The sequence below is a fragment of the Pseudomonas protegens genome, from assembly GCF_003732485.1.
In the GTDB taxonomy this organism is placed as follows: domain Bacteria; phylum Pseudomonadota; class Gammaproteobacteria; order Pseudomonadales; family Pseudomonadaceae; genus Aquipseudomonas; species Aquipseudomonas protegens_B.
The window spans coordinates 280661-295361 of record NZ_MOAK01000081.1; the positions used below are offsets into that span (position 1 = coordinate 280661).

The following is a 14701-nucleotide window of genomic DNA, read 5'->3' on the forward strand; positions in this document are numbered from 1 at the left end:
ACACCCAGGCACGCTACGCCCTGCCGCCGGTGATCAGCAGCTTCATCAAGCAATACCCCGATGTGGCCTTGCACATGCACCAGGGCTCACCGATGCAGATCGCTGAAATGGCCGCCGACGGCACCGTGGATTTCGCCATCGCCACTGAGGCCCTGGAGCTGTTCGGTGATCTGGTGATGATGCCGTGCTATCGCTGGAACCGTTGCGTGGTTGTGCCTCAGGGCCACCCGCTGACCAAGCTGCCGAAGCTGACCCTGGAAACCCTGGCCGAATACCCCATTGTTACCTACGTGTTTGGTTTCACTGGCCGCTCCAAGCTCGATGAAGCCTTCAGCCATCGTGGCCTGACGCCAAAAGTGGTGTTCACCGCCGCTGACGCTGACGTGATCAAGACCTATGTGCGCCTGGGGCTGGGGGTGGGTATCGTGGCCAAGATGGCGGTCGACACCAAGCTCGACAATGACCTGGTGGTACTGGACGCCAGCGAGCTGTTCGAATCGAGCATCACCAAGATCGGTTTCCGTCGCGGTACATTCCTGCGCGGCTTCATGTGCGATTTCATTGAGAAGTTCGCCCCGCACCTGACGCGCGAAGTCATGGCCAAGGCCATTCAATGCCATAACAAACAGGAACTGGAAGAACTGTTCGACGGTGTCGAACTGCCGGTTCACTGATTTTCAGCTAGCGGACCTCGGTGACAGTGAACTGTTGCCGAGTACCCGCTACCACGATCTGCACCTCGTCGTCCTCGAACTTGCCCAACAGGCTCTTGCCCAGCGGTGAACGCGGGGTGATGACGGTCACCAACTGCCCCACCACATAGACCTTCAAGCCTGCCCCGTCGGGGCCGAGAAACAGCCATTGTTCGTGGCCGTTTTCATCCTCCAGCCCCAGCAATGTACCGACTTGGATCCCGGCCTCTGGGTCGTAGGAGCGCAGGGTCAGGTTCTGCCAGAGATTCAATGCCTGACGGATTTCCTCGACCCGCCGAGCCTGGCCGGCCGCCAGGTAGGAAGCTTCCAGTCCCAGGGTGTCGTACTTGTTCTCGGCGATATTCTCTTCGTGCGTGGCGGTTTCGTAGGCGGTTTGCGCAGCGCGCACCGCGACCTCCAGATCCTCTCGGAGCTGTTGCAGAATCAGTTGGCAGACAGACTGTTTATTCATGATCAATTGCAGAACTGCAGGACGTTGGCCCGGCTCTTTTCACTGGGGGCAGTCTGGTCCTGTTGCAACCAGAACTGGCATTTGGGATTGGACAGGTTGCGCGGGTCGCTACGAGCGTTATCCAGGGATTGCAACTCTTCGTTCTTGCGCAGGTTTTCCTGATACTGCTCGAACAGCCGATTGGGCGGCTCCGGCGCAACCACCGGCGGCTTCGCCAATTGCTGCACGGCTTGCACTACAGGGGCCAGTTGCTGGCTGAAGAGAAAGTGCGAGGCCAGCCAGCAGGTCAGGGCAATCGCCAGAAAACCCAGCCACAGGCCCAGGGCAATGCTGCCGCTGAGCGCCAGGGCATTGAAGCTGATGCGCAAGGAGCGACGAGCGGGCGGGCGATAGGACATGGTTGCCTCCTGGCGGGCGATAGTGGGCGAGGGCTGATTGTCGCATGAAGATTAATCGAGGTTGGCTCTTCTGCGCAGGAGCATTTATGCGGACAATCGGCGCCTTTGCCAATCGGGGACTGGAATGAAAGCCTCCTGGGACATTTTTTGCAGCGTGGTCGACAACTACGGCGACATCGGCGTGACCTGGCGCCTGGCCCGACAGTTGGTGTCCGAGCATCAATGCACGGTGCGTTTGTGGGTCGATGATCTGCGGGCCTTTGAAAAGATCTGTCCAGAGATCGACTCCCAGCGACACAGCCAAATTCAGGATGGGGTCGAGGTACGACACTGGCCGGCCCAGTGGCAACCTGAAGCTGCAGCCGATGTGGTGATCGCGGCGTTCGCCTGTCAGTTGCCCCATGCCTATATGGAGGCGATGGCCGAGCGCCAGCGTGCACCCTTGTGGCTGAATCTGGATTACCTGAGCGCCGAGGACTGGGTCAGTGGTTGCCACGGCCTGCCATCAGTGAAGTTTCGCGGCGTACAGAAGTACTTCTTCTTTCCTGGGTTCCAGGCCGGCACGGGGGGCTTGCTGCGCGAAGCCGGATTGCTGGAGCGGCGTCAGGCTTTCCAGGGGGATCGTCAGGCCAAGCTGGAGTTTCTCCAGGGGTTGGGGGTGACCCCTGCAACTGATTGTCGGTTGATATCGTTGTTCGCCTATGAAAATGCCGGCCTTGGCAGCTGGCTGGACGCCTTGGCCCTCGATACGCAACAGACCCATTTGCTGGTGCCCGAAGGGCGCATCCTGGGAGATGTGCAGCGCTGGCTGGGAGACGCGTCGTTGAATGTGGGCTGCGTGCAGATCCGGCAGTCCCTGACGGTCCAGGTCCTGCCTTTTGTGCGCCAGGAAGATTACGACCGTCTGCTGTGGTGCTGCGATTTCAACGCGGTGCGTGGAGAGGACTCCTTTGTTCGGGCGCAATGGGCCGGGCGGCCGATGCTCTGGCATATCTACCGTCAGGACGAAGACATCCACCTGGACAAGCTCGAGGCCTTTCTCGCCTTGTACACCCGGACGCTTTCGCCTGAAGCCCAAGCGGCGGTGCGGGCCCTGTGGCAGGCCTGGAATACCGAGGCGGCGATGGCCGAAGCCTGGAAAAACCTGCTGCAACACTGGCCTGAAGTTGCCGCGCATGCCGAACAATGGTGTCTGGAACAAGGCTTGCAAGCCGATCTTGCTGCGGCGCTGGTGCAGTTTTACCTAAATTGGATATGATACGCGGCCTAGATTTTTGTAAATCCCATCCAAATTCGGATATTCGCAATGAAAACTGGTAAAGAACTCAAACCCGGTACCGTGATCCGTATCGACAACGATCCTTGGCTGGTTCAGAAAGCTGAATTCACCAAGTCCGGTCGTAACAGCGCGATCATGAAGACCAAACTGAAGAACCTGCTGACCGGTTACAAGACCGAAACCGTTTACGGTGCGGACGACAAACTGGACGACGTGATCCTGGATCGCAAAGAAGCGACCCTGTCGTTCATCAGCGGTGACACCTACACGTTCATGGACACCACTGACTACACCATGTACGAGCTGAACGCCGAAGACATCGAAGCTGTTCTGCCGTTCATCGAAGAAGGCATGACCGACGTTTGCGAAGCGGTGTTCTTCGAAGATCGTCTGGTTTCCGTTGACCTGCCGACCACCATCGTGCGCCAGGTTGACTACACCGAAGGTTCCGCTCGCGGCGACACTTCGGGCAAGGTGATGAAGCCTGCCAAACTGAAAAACGGTACCGAGCTGAGCGTTGCGGACTTCATCGAAATCGGCGACATGATCGAGATCGATACCCGCGAAGGCGGTTCCTACAAGGGCCGCGCCAAGGTTTAATCCTGGCCCGACCTTGTACATGAAAAAGCCCGACCTTGAGTCGGGCTTTTTTATGCCTGGCGTTTACCGTTTCAGACGTTCACGTGCAGGCGTACATCAACATTGCCGCGGGTGGCGTTGGAGTAGGGGCAGACTTGATGTGCGGCATCCACCAGGCTTTGCGCCTCTTCCTGAGCCAGGCCCGGAAGGCTGACATGCAGATCGATATCCAAGCCAAAACCGCCAGGGATCTGGCCGATACCGACATGGGCGGTGATCGAGGCATTGTCCGGGATCTTGCGCTTGCTCTGGCTGGCGACGAACTTCAGAGCGCCGATAAAGCAGGCCGAATAGCCGGCGGCGAACAGCTGTTCCGGGTTGGTCGCCTGCCCACCGGCCCCGCCGAGTTCCTTGGGGGTGGCCAGTTTGACGTCGAGGATGTTGTCGCTGGAAACAGCGCGGCCATCACGGCCACCGGTGGCGGTTGCAACTGCGGTGTAGAGGGTCTGCATGGTGAAAGCCTCGTGCTGGATTAATTTTGCGCTAATTATTTGCGCGCTAAGTAAGTGCGAAATAAATGTATCGCTCAAATATTTAGCGCGCAAGATAAATTTTACGCAGCCCTTTGCCTAAGGCCCTGACTCCGGCTCAACTCATTGATTTTAAAAACTATATATTTTTGCTAAAAAACAGCCGCAACTGTAGGAGCTGGCTTGCCAGCGAAGCCTCAAAGACTGTCCTGCAAATGCCCCCGCAGCACCTGCAAATCCTCCTGCAACTGTCGCAACTGCTGCACCGTCCGACCGCTGGCGCCGAGGATGCACTGGGGAATTTCCCGAGCCTGATCCTGCAGTGCACGACCCCGCTCGGTCAGCTCGACAATCACCACTCGCTCATCTTCTCGGCTGCGGGTCCGGCTCAGCAGGCCCTCGGCTTCCAGGCGCTTGAGCAAGGGGGTCAGCGAGCCGGGGTCGGTCAGCAGACGCTGGCTGATTTCGCCGACGGTCAGCCCATCCCGCTCCCAGAGCACCAGCATCGCCAGGTACTGCGGGTAGGTCAGCCCCAGCTGCTGCAGCAACGGTTTGTAGACCTTGGTCAGCAGCAGCGATGTGGAGTGCAGGGCGAAACACACCTGGTTGTCCAACAGCAGCTGTTCGCAGGTATCCGGGGTAGAGCGGTCGGTGGTCATGTCGGGGGCCTTGGTCGTTAATGGTCCTGAATCTAGCGGGCGAGTCTTTAATGCGCCAGATAATTTTCGTCGACGTCAGCCCATTGCACTCTGCAGTGCCAGGTCCCATGGCGGAACCGGACTGAAGCGACTTTTCAGGTACTCCAACAGCAGGCGGCTACGGGCGTTGGGATGCTGCTCCATGCGCAAGGCATAGATACCGGCGGTTTCCGGCTTGGGCAGACCGTTATCACAGAACAACGGCACCAGTTCTCCGCGCAACAGGTACTCACTCACCAGCCAGGTGGGCAAGTGAGCAATCCCCAGCCCAGCCAAGGCTCCCGAAAGCAGGGCTTCGGCATTGTTGGCGCTGAGGCGGATACGTTGCGGGCGATGACTGTGCACCTGTCCGTCCCGCTCAAAGCGCCAGGCGAACAACGGTGCCAGGCCATCCCAGTCGAGGCCGTCGTGCTGGTTGAGTTCAGCGGGGTGAGTCGGGGTGCCATGGCTCTTCAGGTAGGACGGACTGGCGCAGGCAATGCGTACGATGCTGGCCAGGGAGGTGGCCACCATCCGGGTATCCACCCGTTGCCCGGCCCGTAGTACCAGGTCCACTTTGCCCAGGTGCGAGCCCTGCATGTCGACGAAGCTGTCGATCAGGTGCAGTTGTACATCCAGGCCGGGATAGAGCACCAGGAAGTCGGCGATCGCCGGTGCCAGATGACGGCGGCCGAAGGCGGCCGGGGCATCGATGCGGATCAGGCCTTCCGGCGCATGGCTCAGGGACACCGCCTCGGCCCGGGCCAGTTGCAGTTCAGCGACGATGCGCCGGGCCCGTTCGGCGAAGGCCAGGCCGGCCGCTGTGGCAACCACTGCATGGGTGGTGCGCATGAACAGCGTGGTGCCCACGGCACTTTCCAGGCTGTCGATACGCCGGGCCACGGCGGAGGGGGTCAGTGGATGGCGGCGAGCCGCGGCGGAAAAGCTGCCGGCTTCCAGCACATCGAGAAACAGCCCCAGTTGGTCGGTGAGGGTATTGGGATTCATGGTCAGAGCGCTTATGCGGAAACGGCACAGCCATTGTGCGTTGCTGTGCGTTTCCGTGCCAGGGCCGACTGCGTAGCATGCAGATCTCAGGTGAGGAGAGCGGCTTTGATCGAGTTAGTGATGTATCTGCTGTTGGGCGCGGCTCTGGGCACTGTCGGTGGTTTGTTCGGTATCGGTGGCGGCTTGATCGCGATTCCCGTGCTGGGGGTGTTGTTCGGTCTGGATCAGCAGATTGCCCAGGGCACTGCACTGGTGATGGTGGTACCCAATGTGATGCTGGCGTTGTGGCGTTATCACCAGCGCAACCGGATTGAATTGCACCATGCCTTGCCCCTGGCAGTGATGGGCTTTTGTTTCGCCTGGCTCGGTTCGATCTGGGCGGTGGGCATCGATGCCCAGAAGATGCGTATCGGCTTTGTCGCCTTTCTCCTGGTGCTGTCGGCCTACAACCTGTTGCGGATGTTCATGGCCGGCCCACCGGCCAGTGCCCGGATGCGCTATTCCTGGCCGTGGCTGGGCGTTCTCGGTGCAGCGTCCGGCGCCATGGGCGGGTTGTTCGGGGTCGGTGGCGCGGTTGTGGCCACGCCGGTACTGACCAGCGTCTTTGGTACCACCCAAGTGGTGGCACAAGGGCTGTCCCTGGCCCTGGCGTTGCCGAGCACCGGCGTGACCCTGGTGACCTACGGCTTCCATCATCAAGTGGACTGGATGATCGGTCTGCCATTGGCAGCAGGCGGCCTGTTGAGCATCAGCTGGGGAGTGAAGGTGGCTCATGCTTTGCCCGAGCGTCTGCTGCGGGCGCTGTTCTGCGGTTTCCTGGTGGTGTGCGCAGTGATGCTGGTCTTTAAAGTTTGAAGCCTTCGACAATGTGCTCCGCCAGGCACTCGGTGATGGGGGAGGGAGTATTGAGGTTGCGCAGCAGCATGATGCTCGCCTCCGGCAATTGAGGCAGCCCCTCAGCCTCGCCGAGAATGCGCATGTCCGGAGTGATCAGGCTTTCCAGTTGTGCGGTGATCGCCAGCCCGGCACTGACCACGGCCATCAGCGCCGCCAGGCTCGAGCTGTTGTAGGCAATCCGGTAGTCGAGTCCGGCGGCGTCCAGGGCGTTGCAGGCCCAGAGTCTGCAAAAACAGTCGCTGTTGAACATCGCCAAGGGCAATGGCGTTTGCTCGTGGGGATTGAAGCACTGGGCAACGGCCCAGACAAAACGCTCCTTGCGCAATAGCTGGCCGATTTCGCTGCCCGGCTCGCGGGTGACGATGGACAGGTCCAGATCCTGGCGTTGCAGCAGCTGTTTGCTGGATTCGCAATGCACCTCGATCTGGATCAGCGGGTAGCTTTGGGCAAAGCGCGAGAGGATTCCCGGCAGAAAACGCATCACATAATCATCCGGAGTGCCGATGCGAACCAGGCCCACCATGTGCGGTTCGCGCAAGGTATTGAACACTTCGCTGTGCAGTTTCAGGATGCGCCGGGCATAGCCCAGCAGCACCTGGCCCTCGGCGGTGAGCTTGACCTGGCGCCCGTCGCGCTGGAACAGCTGGCGTTGCAGCACATCCTCTTCCAGGCGTTTCATCTGCATGCTCACTGCGGATTGAGTGCGATTGACCCGTTCACCGGCCCGGGTAAAACCGCCTTCATCGGCGATGGCGACAAAGGTGCGCAGAACTTCGGTGTCGATGCTGGGGAACTGGGACATTCCATCAAATCCTGAGATGAATGACATAAGAAACATTCGTTGGATTGATCTTAATCCCGAGCAGACACTGGCGTCATCCCCACTGGAGGGCAAGATGATGAAAGGTCAAAAGGGTTATGTGCTGGTCCACAAACTGTCATTTCAGGCGCTTTCGCCCAGTGCGTTATGGCACAAGGCCGTACGCTGGTACGAGATCGGGCACGAGCGCCGGATGCTGGCGAGGCTGAGCGATGAAGCGTTGAAGGATATGGGGCTGACTCGGGCCGATGTCGAACACGAGAGGGTCCGTCCGTTCTGGGACGACCCGATGCATAAATAAAGGCAAGAGCGCTACACAAGCCGGTTCCCGGTGCGCTAGCGTGCGGGCAGACAAGGAGAACTCCCATGCCCGCACAATGCTCTTTTTCTCTCAAGCAGGCTCGACGTCTGGCTCTGGCCGCCCAAGGGTTCGGCGGGCGCCAGCCGTCGGCAACGATCAAGGCCGCACGCCTCAATCAGCAGATAGAACGCCTGGGCCTGCTGCAGATCGATTCGGTCAACGCGTTGGTGCGGGCGCATTACTTGCCGTTGTTTTCCCGCCTTGGCAGTTATCCACAGCAGTTGCTCGACCAGGCCGCCTGGAGTCAGGGCCGGCAACGCACGCTGTTTGAATACTGGGGGCATGAGGCGTCGTTGCTACCCATGTCCACGTACCCGCTGATGCGCTGGCGGATGCAGCGGGCAAAGCAAGGGCAGGGTATCTACTCCCAATTGGCGCGCTTTGGTCAGGAACGCCAGGCCACTGTCCGTCGGGTAATGGCCGCGGTTGAGGCGCAGGGAGCGTTAGGCGCCGGCAGCCTGTCCACCCGTGAGGAGCGTGCTGGGCCCTGGTGGGATTGGAGCGATGAAAAGCATGCGCTGGAATGGCTGTTCGCGGCCGGTGAGGTGACGGTGGCGGGGCGCCGCGGCTTCGAGCGCCTGTACGATTTGCCGGAGCGGGTGATCGCGCCGCAGATCCTTCGGCAACCGCTGCTGGATGAGGCTCAGGCCCAGCGTCGTCTGGTGCTGCATGGCGCAACCGCCCTGGGTGTGGCCACGGAAAAGGACCTTCGGGATTATTTTCGTCTCGATCCAGGCGACAGCCGTGCACGACTGGCCGAACTGGTGGAGTCCGGTGAGTTGCTGGCCTGCGAGGTTCAGGGTTGGCGTCAGCCGGCCTATTGCTTGCCGCAGGTCAAGGTGCCGCGCAAGGTCGAGGCCAGTGCGCTGTTGTCACCGTTCGATTCACTGATCTGGGAGCGCAGCCGCACTGAGCGACTGTTCGATTTCCGCTATCGGCTGGAGATCTACACGCCCCGGCACAAGCGGGTCTATGGCTATTACGTGTTGCCGTTCCTGCATCACGAGCGGATCGCCGCTCGGGTCGATCTGCGAGCGGAGCGGGCTCTGGGGCGCCTGGCGGTGCATGGGGTGCATGAAGAGGAGCCCGGTCTGGATGAAGAGGGAATCCGGGCATTGGCCGCGCAATTGCGAAAGATGGCCGACTGGCTTGGGTTGGAACAGATCCAGCTCAATTGCCAGCGTGATGGCGCGCGACGCCTGCGTGAGGTGCTGGCGTGAAGAGCGTCGCGGGCGAGCCCGCTCCTACACTGCCCTTGTAGGAGCGGGCTTGCCCGCGAAAGCGCTCTTAGCGTTTGACCTGCTTCAAGGTCTCGGCAATCAGGAAGGCCAGTTCCAGAGACTGGTCGGCATTCATCCGCGGATCGCAATGGGTGTGATAGCGATCCGACAAGCCATCCTCGGTAATCGGCCGTGCGCCGCCGATGCACTCGGTGACGTTCTGCCCGGTCATCTCGATATGAATGCCGCCGGCATAGCTGCCTTCCGCCTGATGCACCTGGAAGAACTCCTTGACCTCGGTAAGGATCTGCGCGAAATCCCGGGTCTTGTAGCCGCTGCTGGCCTTGATGGTGTTGCCGTGCATCGGGTCCGAGCTCCAGAGCACTTGCTTGCCTTCGCTCTCTACCGCGCGGATCAGTTGCGGCAGATGGTCGCCGACCTTGTTGGCGCCCATGCGCACGATCAGGTTGAGACGGCCTGGATCGTTGCTCGGGTTGAGGATGTCGATCAGGCGGATCAGTTCCTCGGTGTTCATGCTCGGACCGACCTTGACCCCGATCGGGTTATTCACACCCCGCAGGAACTCGACGTGGGCACCGTCCAGCTGGCGGGTACGGTCGCCGATCCACAGCATGTGCGCCGAGCAGTCGTAGTAGTCGTTGGTCAGGCTGTCACGGCGGACAAAGGCCTCTTCGTAATTGAGCAGCAGCGCTTCGTGGGCGGTGAAGAAGCTGGTCTCGCGCAGTTGCGGCGAGCTGTCCATGCCGCAGGCACGCATGAAGGCCAGGGTCTCGTCGATGCGGTTCGCCAATTGGCTGTATTTCTCGGCCAGGGCCGAGTTGGCGATGAAGTCCAGGTTCCACTTGTGCACTTGATGCAGGTCGGCAAAACCGCCCTGGGCGAAGGCCCGCAACAGGTTCAGGGTGGCCGTGGCCTGGTGGTAGGACTGCAGCAGGCGGTCCGGGTCCGGCACCCGGCTTTTTTCATCGAAGCCGATGCCGTTGACGATGTCGCCGCGATAGGCCGGCAAGGTCACGCCATTGATGGTTTCGTCGTTGGCCGAGCGCGGCTTGGCGAACTGACCGGCCATGCGTCCGACCTTGACCACCGGGCAGCCGGCGGCAAAAGTCATGACAATGGCCATCTGCAGCAGCACCTTGAAGGTGTCGCGGATCTTCGCGGCGGAGAATTCGGCAAAGCTTTCGGCACAGTCGCCGCCCTGCAGCAGGAAGGCGCGGCCCTGGGTCACTTCGGCAAACTGGCGGCGCAACTCCCGGGCTTCACCGGCAAACACCAGCGGTGGATAACTGGCCAGGGTTTGCTCGACCTGCAGCAGATGCGCAGCGTCGGGGTACTGGGGTTGTTGCTGGATCGGCAAGGCGCGCCAGCTGTCGGGGCTCCAGGGTTGGCTCATCGCGGACTCGAGTGCGTTACGGTAGGAGGGGCATGTTAGCAGCAAATTAGTGCGTGACCTGCTCCTCTCGCTTGGCCGACAATCGCGCCTTTCCCGCTCGCTGCCGAGCGGTTGGTTTATCGCGCCGGCCCGATTGCGAGCCCCGCGACTAGGAGATGAAATGACTGAGGAGCGCGTCGAGCGTGTGCTCGCCGAGGTTCATGACCAGTTCGGCATGATTCGGGTGTTGGAAGTGGCGGACTACCGCTTCCTCGAATTTGGCGACGCCATCGAGCAAAGCTGCGTGTTCACCGCCGACCCCAGCTGGCTGGAGTACGACTACACCCGGGCCATGCTGATCGGTGCCCTGTGTCATGAGGCACCGGAGAGCGCACTGTTTCTCGGCTTGGGCGCCGGCACCCTGACCCAGGCCTGCCTGAAGTTCCTGCCTCTTGAGGACGTCGAAGCCATCGAACTGCGTCCGGATGTTCCACGCCTGGCCATCGAGTACTTGGGCCTGGACGATGATCCGCGTCTTTACATAAGAGTCGGTGACGCCCTGGAGTTGCTGGACAGTGCCGAATCCGCCGACCTGATCTTTGTCGACCTGTACACCGATGTCGGCCCGGGCGTCGGCCATCTGGCCTGGGGCTTTCTGGAAAACTGCCAGAAGCGCCTCAATCCCGGAGGCTGGCTGGTGATCAACCAGTGGGCCACTGATGACGGCAAACCCCTGGGAGCAGCCTTGTTGCGCGGCCTTTATCACCGCCACTACTGGGAGCTGCCGGTGAAGGAGGGCAATGTGATCCTGATTGTGCCGTCCGACCTGGAGCAGGACCTGGACCTGTTGAGCCTGACCGCCCGGGCTGAAGCCCTGGCTCCACGCCTGGGCTATTCCCTGCAGTCGCTGATCAAGGCCATTCGCCCCGCCACATGAGCTCCTTGCAGGAGCCGGCTCGCCGGCGAATGCAATCTGCCGGCCGGCCTGTTCAACACCCCTTGAACACTCCCGGCCGCTTCTCGATCATCGCCCGCACGCCCTCTTTGGCGTCCTCGCTGTTCATCAGCTTGTGTATCAGCGGCGGCAAGCCCTGAGCGGCCACCGTCTCGCCTTCAAGCCTGGCCTGGCGCGCTGACATTAGCGTCGCCTGCACCCCCAGCGGCGCCTGCCGGGCAATCCGCTCGGCCAGTTCGATGGCCCGGGGCAGCAGGTCCTCACTGGCCATCACCTCCTGGACCAGCCCCAGGCGCAGGGCTTCATGGGCATCGAACTCGTCACCGGTCAGCAACCAGCGCATGGCATTGCCCCAGCCGGCCAGTTGATGCAGGCGCAGGGTCGCGCCGCCGAAGGGAAAGATGCCGCGCTGCACTTCCATCTGGGCAAAGCGCGTATTGCTGGCGCAGAGATTGATATCCGCCGCCAGCATCAACTCGATTCCGATGGTCAGGCAGTAACCCTGTACAGCGACTATCACGGGCTTGCTTACCCGTGGTCCGGCGAACACGCCCCAAGGGTCGCAGCCGCCGGGTGGTGCCTGCCAGCCCTGAGCCAGGGCGGCGCCGACATTGGCCAGGTCCAGCCCCGCGGTAAAGTGTTCACCGTGGCCGAATACCACGGCGATGCGGGCCTCGCTGCTGGCTTCGAACTCGCCATAGGCCAGGCTCAACTGGTTGAGCAGTTCCAGGTCGAAGGCATTGCGCTTGGCGACCCGGTCCAGGCCGATTAGAAACAGGTGACCGCGTTGTTCGCGGCTGACACGGCTGGCACTGGGCTGATTCATGGGCGCGATCCTCATGGGGGAAGCAGGGAATGTGCAGGAAGGCTTTCAAGCACAAAGGTGAATCGTTTTAGCGTTACGGCCAACAGCTGCGGGCCTGAGCAAAATAGCGCGCCGTCCGAGTCTGCGCAAAGCCCGTGACCATCGGGCGTTCAGCGGATTTTTCCGATAAAAAAAACTCCCTTTTTTGAGTAATTCCGGTATAGTGCGCGCCGGCCTTTAGCCGGGCCACGTTTAGGTAATGCAATTCCCCGAAGTCAGCTTCGGCTGCTTGTCCGCTGCGCGGACTATCCTTGACGATCCATTCATCCAATCGTTTTCGCAAATCCCCGCCGACAAAGCTGCCAGGGTGACTCTTGAGTCTTACACGGCATGCGCAGCTTTGGAGCATGGGTCTTTGCGGATGCACTTAGAGGCAGACCCATGACCCAGGAAATCGGCGGCTTCGCCGCTCTTGAACTTCATCCCAATATTGTCGCTGCAGTAGTCGCTACCGGCTATGAAGAGCCTTCGGCTATTCAGCAGCAGTCGATCCCGATCATCCTTGCCGGTCACGATATGATTGGTCAGGCGCAAACCGGTACCGGTAAAACCGCTGCCTTTGCCCTGCCTATCCTGCACCGCATTGATCCGTCCAAGCGCGAGCCGCAAGCTCTGATCCTGGCCCCAACCCGTGAGTTGGCGCTACAAGTTGCAACCGCTTTCGAAACCTACGCCAAGCAAATGCCGGGCGTGACTGTTGTGGCCGTCTACGGCGGTGCGCCGATGGGCCCACAACTGAAAGCAATCCGTAATGGCGCACAGATCGTTGTCGCCACTCCGGGCCGTCTGTGCGACCACCTGCGTCGCGACGAAAAAGTCCTGGCCACCGTGAACCACCTGGTTCTCGACGAAGCCGACGAAATGCTCAAGCTGGGCTTCATGGATGACCTGGAAGTCATCTTCAAGGCCATGCCTGAGTCCCGCCAGACCGTACTGTTCTCGGCCACTCTGCCGCAGTCGATCCGGGCCATCGCCGAGCGTCACCTGAAGGATCCGAAACACGTCAAGATCCAGAGCAAGACCCAGACTGTCACCGCGATCGAGCAGGCTCACCTGCTGGTTCACGCCGACCAGAAGACCTCTGCTGTTCTGAGCTTGCTGGAAGTTGAAGATTTCGACGCCCTGATCATGTTCGTGCGCACCAAGCAAGCGACCCTGGATCTGGCCAGTGCCCTGGAAGCCAAAGGCTACAAGGCCGCTGCGCTGAACGGCGACATCGCTCAGAACCAACGTGAACGCGTCATCGACTCCCTCAAGGATGGCCGTCTGGACATCGTTGTGGCGACCGACGTAGCCGCTCGTGGTCTGGACGTACCGCGCATCACCCACGTATTCAACGTGGACATGCCGTACGACCCGGAATCCTACGTGCACCGTATCGGCCGTACCGGCCGTGCCGGTCGCGAAGGTCGTGCGCTGCTGCTGGTGACTCCGCGTGAGCGCCGCATGCTGCAAGTGATCGAGCGTGTGACCGGTCAGAAGGTTGCCGAAGTTCGCCTGCCGGACGCCCAAGCTGTTCTTGATGCTCGCATCAAGAAGCTGACCAACAGCCTGTCGCCGCTGGTAGCTGACGCTGAAGCCACCCACGGTGAGTTGCTGGATCGCCTGACTGCCGACATCGGTTGCAGCCCGCGCGCCCTGGCCGCGGCCCTGCTGCGCAAGGCCACCAACGGCCAAGCACTGAACCTGGCAGCCATCGAGAAAGAGCGTCCACTGGTGCCCAACAGCGCTCCACGTGGTGATCGTCCTGAGCGTTCCGGCGATCGTCCTGATCGTGGTGACCGTGAGCGTCGCGCGCCAATGCCTCTGGGCGAAGGCCGTGCTCGCTGCCGTACCGCGCTGGGTGCCCGTGACGGTATCGCCGCCAAGAACCTCTTGGGCGCGATCCTCAACGAAGGCGGCCTGGCCCGTGAAGCCATCGGTCGCATCCAGGTGCGTGACAGCTTCAGTCTGGTAGAGCTGCCGGAAGACGGTCTTGACCGTCTGCTGACCAAGCTCAAGGACACTCGCGTTGCCGGCAAGCAGCTGAAGCTGCGTCGCTACCGCGAAGATTGATCCGCCCTTGGGCTGATTGATCAGGCATAAAAAATCCCCGACTGGTTCGGGGATTTTTTTTGCCTGGGATTTGCAGGCGCCGGCTTGCCGGCGAACAATCAGCCGAAGCGATAGATATCCATGCCCAGGGCGCCCATGGTGAACCCCTGGTGGGCCACGCTGAATTCGCCACCGGCACCTCGGGCGAAGTACAGCGGCAGCAGGTGTTCATCGCTCGGGTGGCTGCGCACGGCATTCGGTGCCTGCTGCCGATAGTCGTGCAGGGCTGCTTCGTCGTTGGCCGCCAGTTTTTCCATCATCCAGTCACGAAAGGCCTTGGCCCAGGGTTCGACACTTTCCGGGCCGGCGTGCCAGTCCAGTTCCCGCAGATTGTGGGTAATGCTGCCGGAGCCGATCAGCAACACGCCTTGTTCCCGCAGGCTCGCCAAGGCATGACCGATGCGGGTCTGCAGGGCGGGGCCCAGGCGACTGGGCAGCGACAACTGGATCACCGGGATGTC

Annotated in this window: 18 protein-coding genes; 8 read left to right on the forward strand and 10 right to left on the reverse strand. The window is 61.1% G+C overall.

What is annotated here, in order from left to right; genetic code table 11:
• Window positions 1–674: LysR substrate-binding domain-containing protein (locus BLX41_RS25140; RefSeq protein ID WP_259745159.1), on the forward strand; the 674-nt coding region annotated here is incomplete at its 5' end.
• Window positions 675–681: 7 nt separating this feature from the next.
• Here BLX41_RS25140 and BLX41_RS25145 read toward each other — a convergent pair.
• Both BLX41_RS25145 and BLX41_RS25150 read right to left on the reverse strand, forming a co-directional pair.
• The gene (locus tag BLX41_RS25145) at window positions 682–1164 is read right to left on the reverse strand and encodes a GreA/GreB family elongation factor (RefSeq protein WP_123727055.1); all 483 of its coding nucleotides are present in this window, start codon (window positions 1162–1164) and stop codon (window positions 682–684) included.
• 2 nt (window positions 1165–1166) lie between these two features.
• The gene (locus tag BLX41_RS25150) at window positions 1167–1562 is read right to left on the reverse strand and encodes a hypothetical protein (protein ID WP_123727056.1); all 396 of its coding nucleotides are present in this window, start codon (window positions 1560–1562) and stop codon (window positions 1167–1169) included.
• A 124-nt stretch (window positions 1563–1686) separates the two neighbouring features.
• Between BLX41_RS25150 and earP the strand changes: the two genes are divergently transcribed.
• Window positions 1687–2820, forward strand: coding sequence for an elongation factor P maturation arginine rhamnosyltransferase EarP (gene earP, locus BLX41_RS25155; protein WP_123727057.1), 1134 nt, complete (start codon window positions 1687–1689; stop codon window positions 2818–2820).
• Window positions 2821–2868: 48 nt separating this feature from the next.
• Complete coding sequence (locus tag BLX41_RS25160) at window positions 2869–3441, forward strand: elongation factor P (protein ID WP_007931398.1); 573 nt, start codon at window positions 2869–2871, stop codon at window positions 3439–3441.
• Between the two features lie 71 nt (window positions 3442–3512).
• Here the strand turns inward: BLX41_RS25160 and BLX41_RS25165 are convergent, their stop codons facing one another.
• The 3 genes from BLX41_RS25165 to BLX41_RS25175 all read right to left on the reverse strand — a co-directional run bounded on the left by BLX41_RS25165 (window position 3513) and on the right by BLX41_RS25175 (window position 5635).
• Window positions 3513–3932: an organic hydroperoxide resistance protein gene (locus BLX41_RS25165; protein ID WP_102880441.1), complete on the reverse strand. Its 420-nt coding sequence runs from the start codon at window positions 3930–3932 to the stop codon at window positions 3513–3515.
• Window positions 3933–4147: 215 nt separating this feature from the next.
• Window positions 4148–4609, reverse strand: coding sequence for a MarR family winged helix-turn-helix transcriptional regulator (locus BLX41_RS25170; protein WP_123727058.1), 462 nt, complete (start codon window positions 4607–4609; stop codon window positions 4148–4150).
• Between the two features lie 75 nt (window positions 4610–4684).
• Window positions 4685–5635 (reverse strand): LysR family transcriptional regulator, encoded by a 951-nt coding sequence (locus BLX41_RS25175; RefSeq protein WP_123727059.1) that lies wholly within the window; start codon window positions 5633–5635, stop codon window positions 4685–4687.
• 105 nt (window positions 5636–5740) lie between these two features.
• Between BLX41_RS25175 and BLX41_RS25180 the strand changes: the two genes are divergently transcribed.
• Window positions 5741–6490: a sulfite exporter TauE/SafE family protein gene (locus tag BLX41_RS25180; RefSeq protein WP_123727060.1), complete on the forward strand. Its 750-nt coding sequence runs from the start codon at window positions 5741–5743 to the stop codon at window positions 6488–6490.
• Here BLX41_RS25180 and BLX41_RS25185 read toward each other — a convergent pair.
• Window positions 6480–7334, reverse strand: a complete 855-nt coding sequence (locus BLX41_RS25185; protein ID WP_123727061.1) for a LysR substrate-binding domain-containing protein — start codon at window positions 7332–7334, stop codon at window positions 6480–6482. The two genes, BLX41_RS25180 and BLX41_RS25185, sit on opposite strands and share 11 nt — an antisense overlap.
• A 97-nt stretch (window positions 7335–7431) precedes the next feature.
• On the opposite strand from BLX41_RS25185, the gene BLX41_RS25190 reads away from it, so the two are divergent.
• Both BLX41_RS25190 and BLX41_RS25195 read left to right on the forward strand, forming a co-directional pair.
• On the forward strand, window positions 7432–7653 hold the full coding sequence (locus tag BLX41_RS25190) for a DUF1127 domain-containing protein (protein ID WP_123727164.1): 222 nt from the start codon (window positions 7432–7434) through the stop codon (window positions 7651–7653).
• A gap of 65 nt (window positions 7654–7718) precedes the next feature.
• Window positions 7719–8933: a winged helix-turn-helix domain-containing protein gene (locus BLX41_RS25195; RefSeq protein WP_123727062.1), complete on the forward strand. Its 1215-nt coding sequence runs from the start codon at window positions 7719–7721 to the stop codon at window positions 8931–8933.
• Window positions 8934–9000: 67 nt separating this feature from the next.
• Here BLX41_RS25195 and BLX41_RS25200 read toward each other — a convergent pair whose 3' ends face one another.
• On the reverse strand, window positions 9001–10347 hold the full coding sequence (locus BLX41_RS25200; RefSeq protein ID WP_123727063.1) for a class II 3-deoxy-7-phosphoheptulonate synthase: 1347 nt from the start codon (window positions 10345–10347) through the stop codon (window positions 9001–9003).
• 160 nt (window positions 10348–10507) lie between these two features.
• Between BLX41_RS25200 and BLX41_RS25205 the strand changes: the two genes are divergently transcribed.
• Window positions 10508–11263 (forward strand): spermidine synthase, encoded by a 756-nt coding sequence (locus tag BLX41_RS25205; protein ID WP_123727064.1) that lies wholly within the window; start codon window positions 10508–10510, stop codon window positions 11261–11263.
• 52 nt (window positions 11264–11315) lie between these two features.
• Here BLX41_RS25205 and BLX41_RS25210 read toward each other — a convergent pair whose 3' ends face one another.
• Window positions 11316–12107, reverse strand: a complete 792-nt coding sequence (locus tag BLX41_RS25210) for a crotonase/enoyl-CoA hydratase family protein (RefSeq protein ID WP_123727065.1) — start codon at window positions 12105–12107, stop codon at window positions 11316–11318.
• Between the two features lie 73 nt (window positions 12108–12180).
• Window positions 12181–12417, reverse strand: coding sequence for a hypothetical protein (locus tag BLX41_RS33855; protein ID WP_185073771.1), 237 nt, complete (start codon window positions 12415–12417; stop codon window positions 12181–12183).
• A gap of 110 nt (window positions 12418–12527) precedes the next feature.
• On the opposite strand from BLX41_RS33855, the gene BLX41_RS25220 reads away from it, so the two are divergent.
• On the forward strand, window positions 12528–14201 hold the full coding sequence (locus tag BLX41_RS25220; protein WP_016968524.1) for a DEAD/DEAH box helicase: 1674 nt from the start codon (window positions 12528–12530) through the stop codon (window positions 14199–14201).
• A 98-nt stretch (window positions 14202–14299) separates the two neighbouring features.
• Here the strand turns inward: BLX41_RS25220 and BLX41_RS33860 are convergent.
• The coding region (locus tag BLX41_RS33860; protein WP_185073773.1) for a DODA-type extradiol aromatic ring-opening family dioxygenase at window positions 14300–14701 on the reverse strand (402 nt) is incomplete at its 5' end.

Excerpts from the sequence above, each read along its gene's own strand:
- BLX41_RS25145 (WP_123727055.1), bottom strand. The coding sequence starts at position 1,164 with ATGAATAAACAGTCTGTCTGCCAACTGATTCTGCAACAGCTCCGAGAG.
- BLX41_RS25150 (WP_123727056.1), bottom strand. The coding sequence starts at position 1,562 with ATGTCCTATCGCCCGCCCGCTCGTCGCTCCTTGCGCATCAGCTTCAAT.
- earP (WP_123727057.1), top strand. The coding sequence starts at position 1,687 with ATGAAAGCCTCCTGGGACATTTTTTGCAGCGTGGTCGACAACTACGGC.
- BLX41_RS25160 (WP_007931398.1), top strand. The coding sequence starts at position 2,869 with ATGAAAACTGGTAAAGAACTCAAACCCGGTACCGTGATCCGTATCGAC.
- BLX41_RS25165 (WP_102880441.1), bottom strand. The coding sequence starts at position 3,932 with ATGCAGACCCTCTACACCGCAGTTGCAACCGCCACCGGTGGCCGTGAT.
- BLX41_RS25170 (WP_123727058.1), bottom strand. The coding sequence starts at position 4,609 with ATGACCACCGACCGCTCTACCCCGGATACCTGCGAACAGCTGCTGTTG.
- BLX41_RS25175 (WP_123727059.1), bottom strand. The coding sequence starts at position 5,635 with ATGAATCCCAATACCCTCACCGACCAACTGGGGCTGTTTCTCGATGTG.
- BLX41_RS25185 (WP_123727061.1), bottom strand. The coding sequence starts at position 7,334 with ATGTCCCAGTTCCCCAGCATCGACACCGAAGTTCTGCGCACCTTTGTC.
- BLX41_RS25190 (WP_123727164.1), top strand. The coding sequence starts at position 7,432 with ATGAAAGGTCAAAAGGGTTATGTGCTGGTCCACAAACTGTCATTTCAG.
- BLX41_RS25195 (WP_123727062.1), top strand. The coding sequence starts at position 7,719 with ATGCCCGCACAATGCTCTTTTTCTCTCAAGCAGGCTCGACGTCTGGCT.
- BLX41_RS25200 (WP_123727063.1), bottom strand. The coding sequence starts at position 10,347 with ATGAGCCAACCCTGGAGCCCCGACAGCTGGCGCGCCTTGCCGATCCAG.
- BLX41_RS25205 (WP_123727064.1), top strand. The coding sequence starts at position 10,508 with ATGACTGAGGAGCGCGTCGAGCGTGTGCTCGCCGAGGTTCATGACCAG.
- BLX41_RS25210 (WP_123727065.1), bottom strand. The coding sequence starts at position 12,107 with ATGAATCAGCCCAGTGCCAGCCGTGTCAGCCGCGAACAACGCGGTCAC.
- BLX41_RS25220 (WP_016968524.1), top strand. The coding sequence starts at position 12,528 with ATGACCCAGGAAATCGGCGGCTTCGCCGCTCTTGAACTTCATCCCAAT.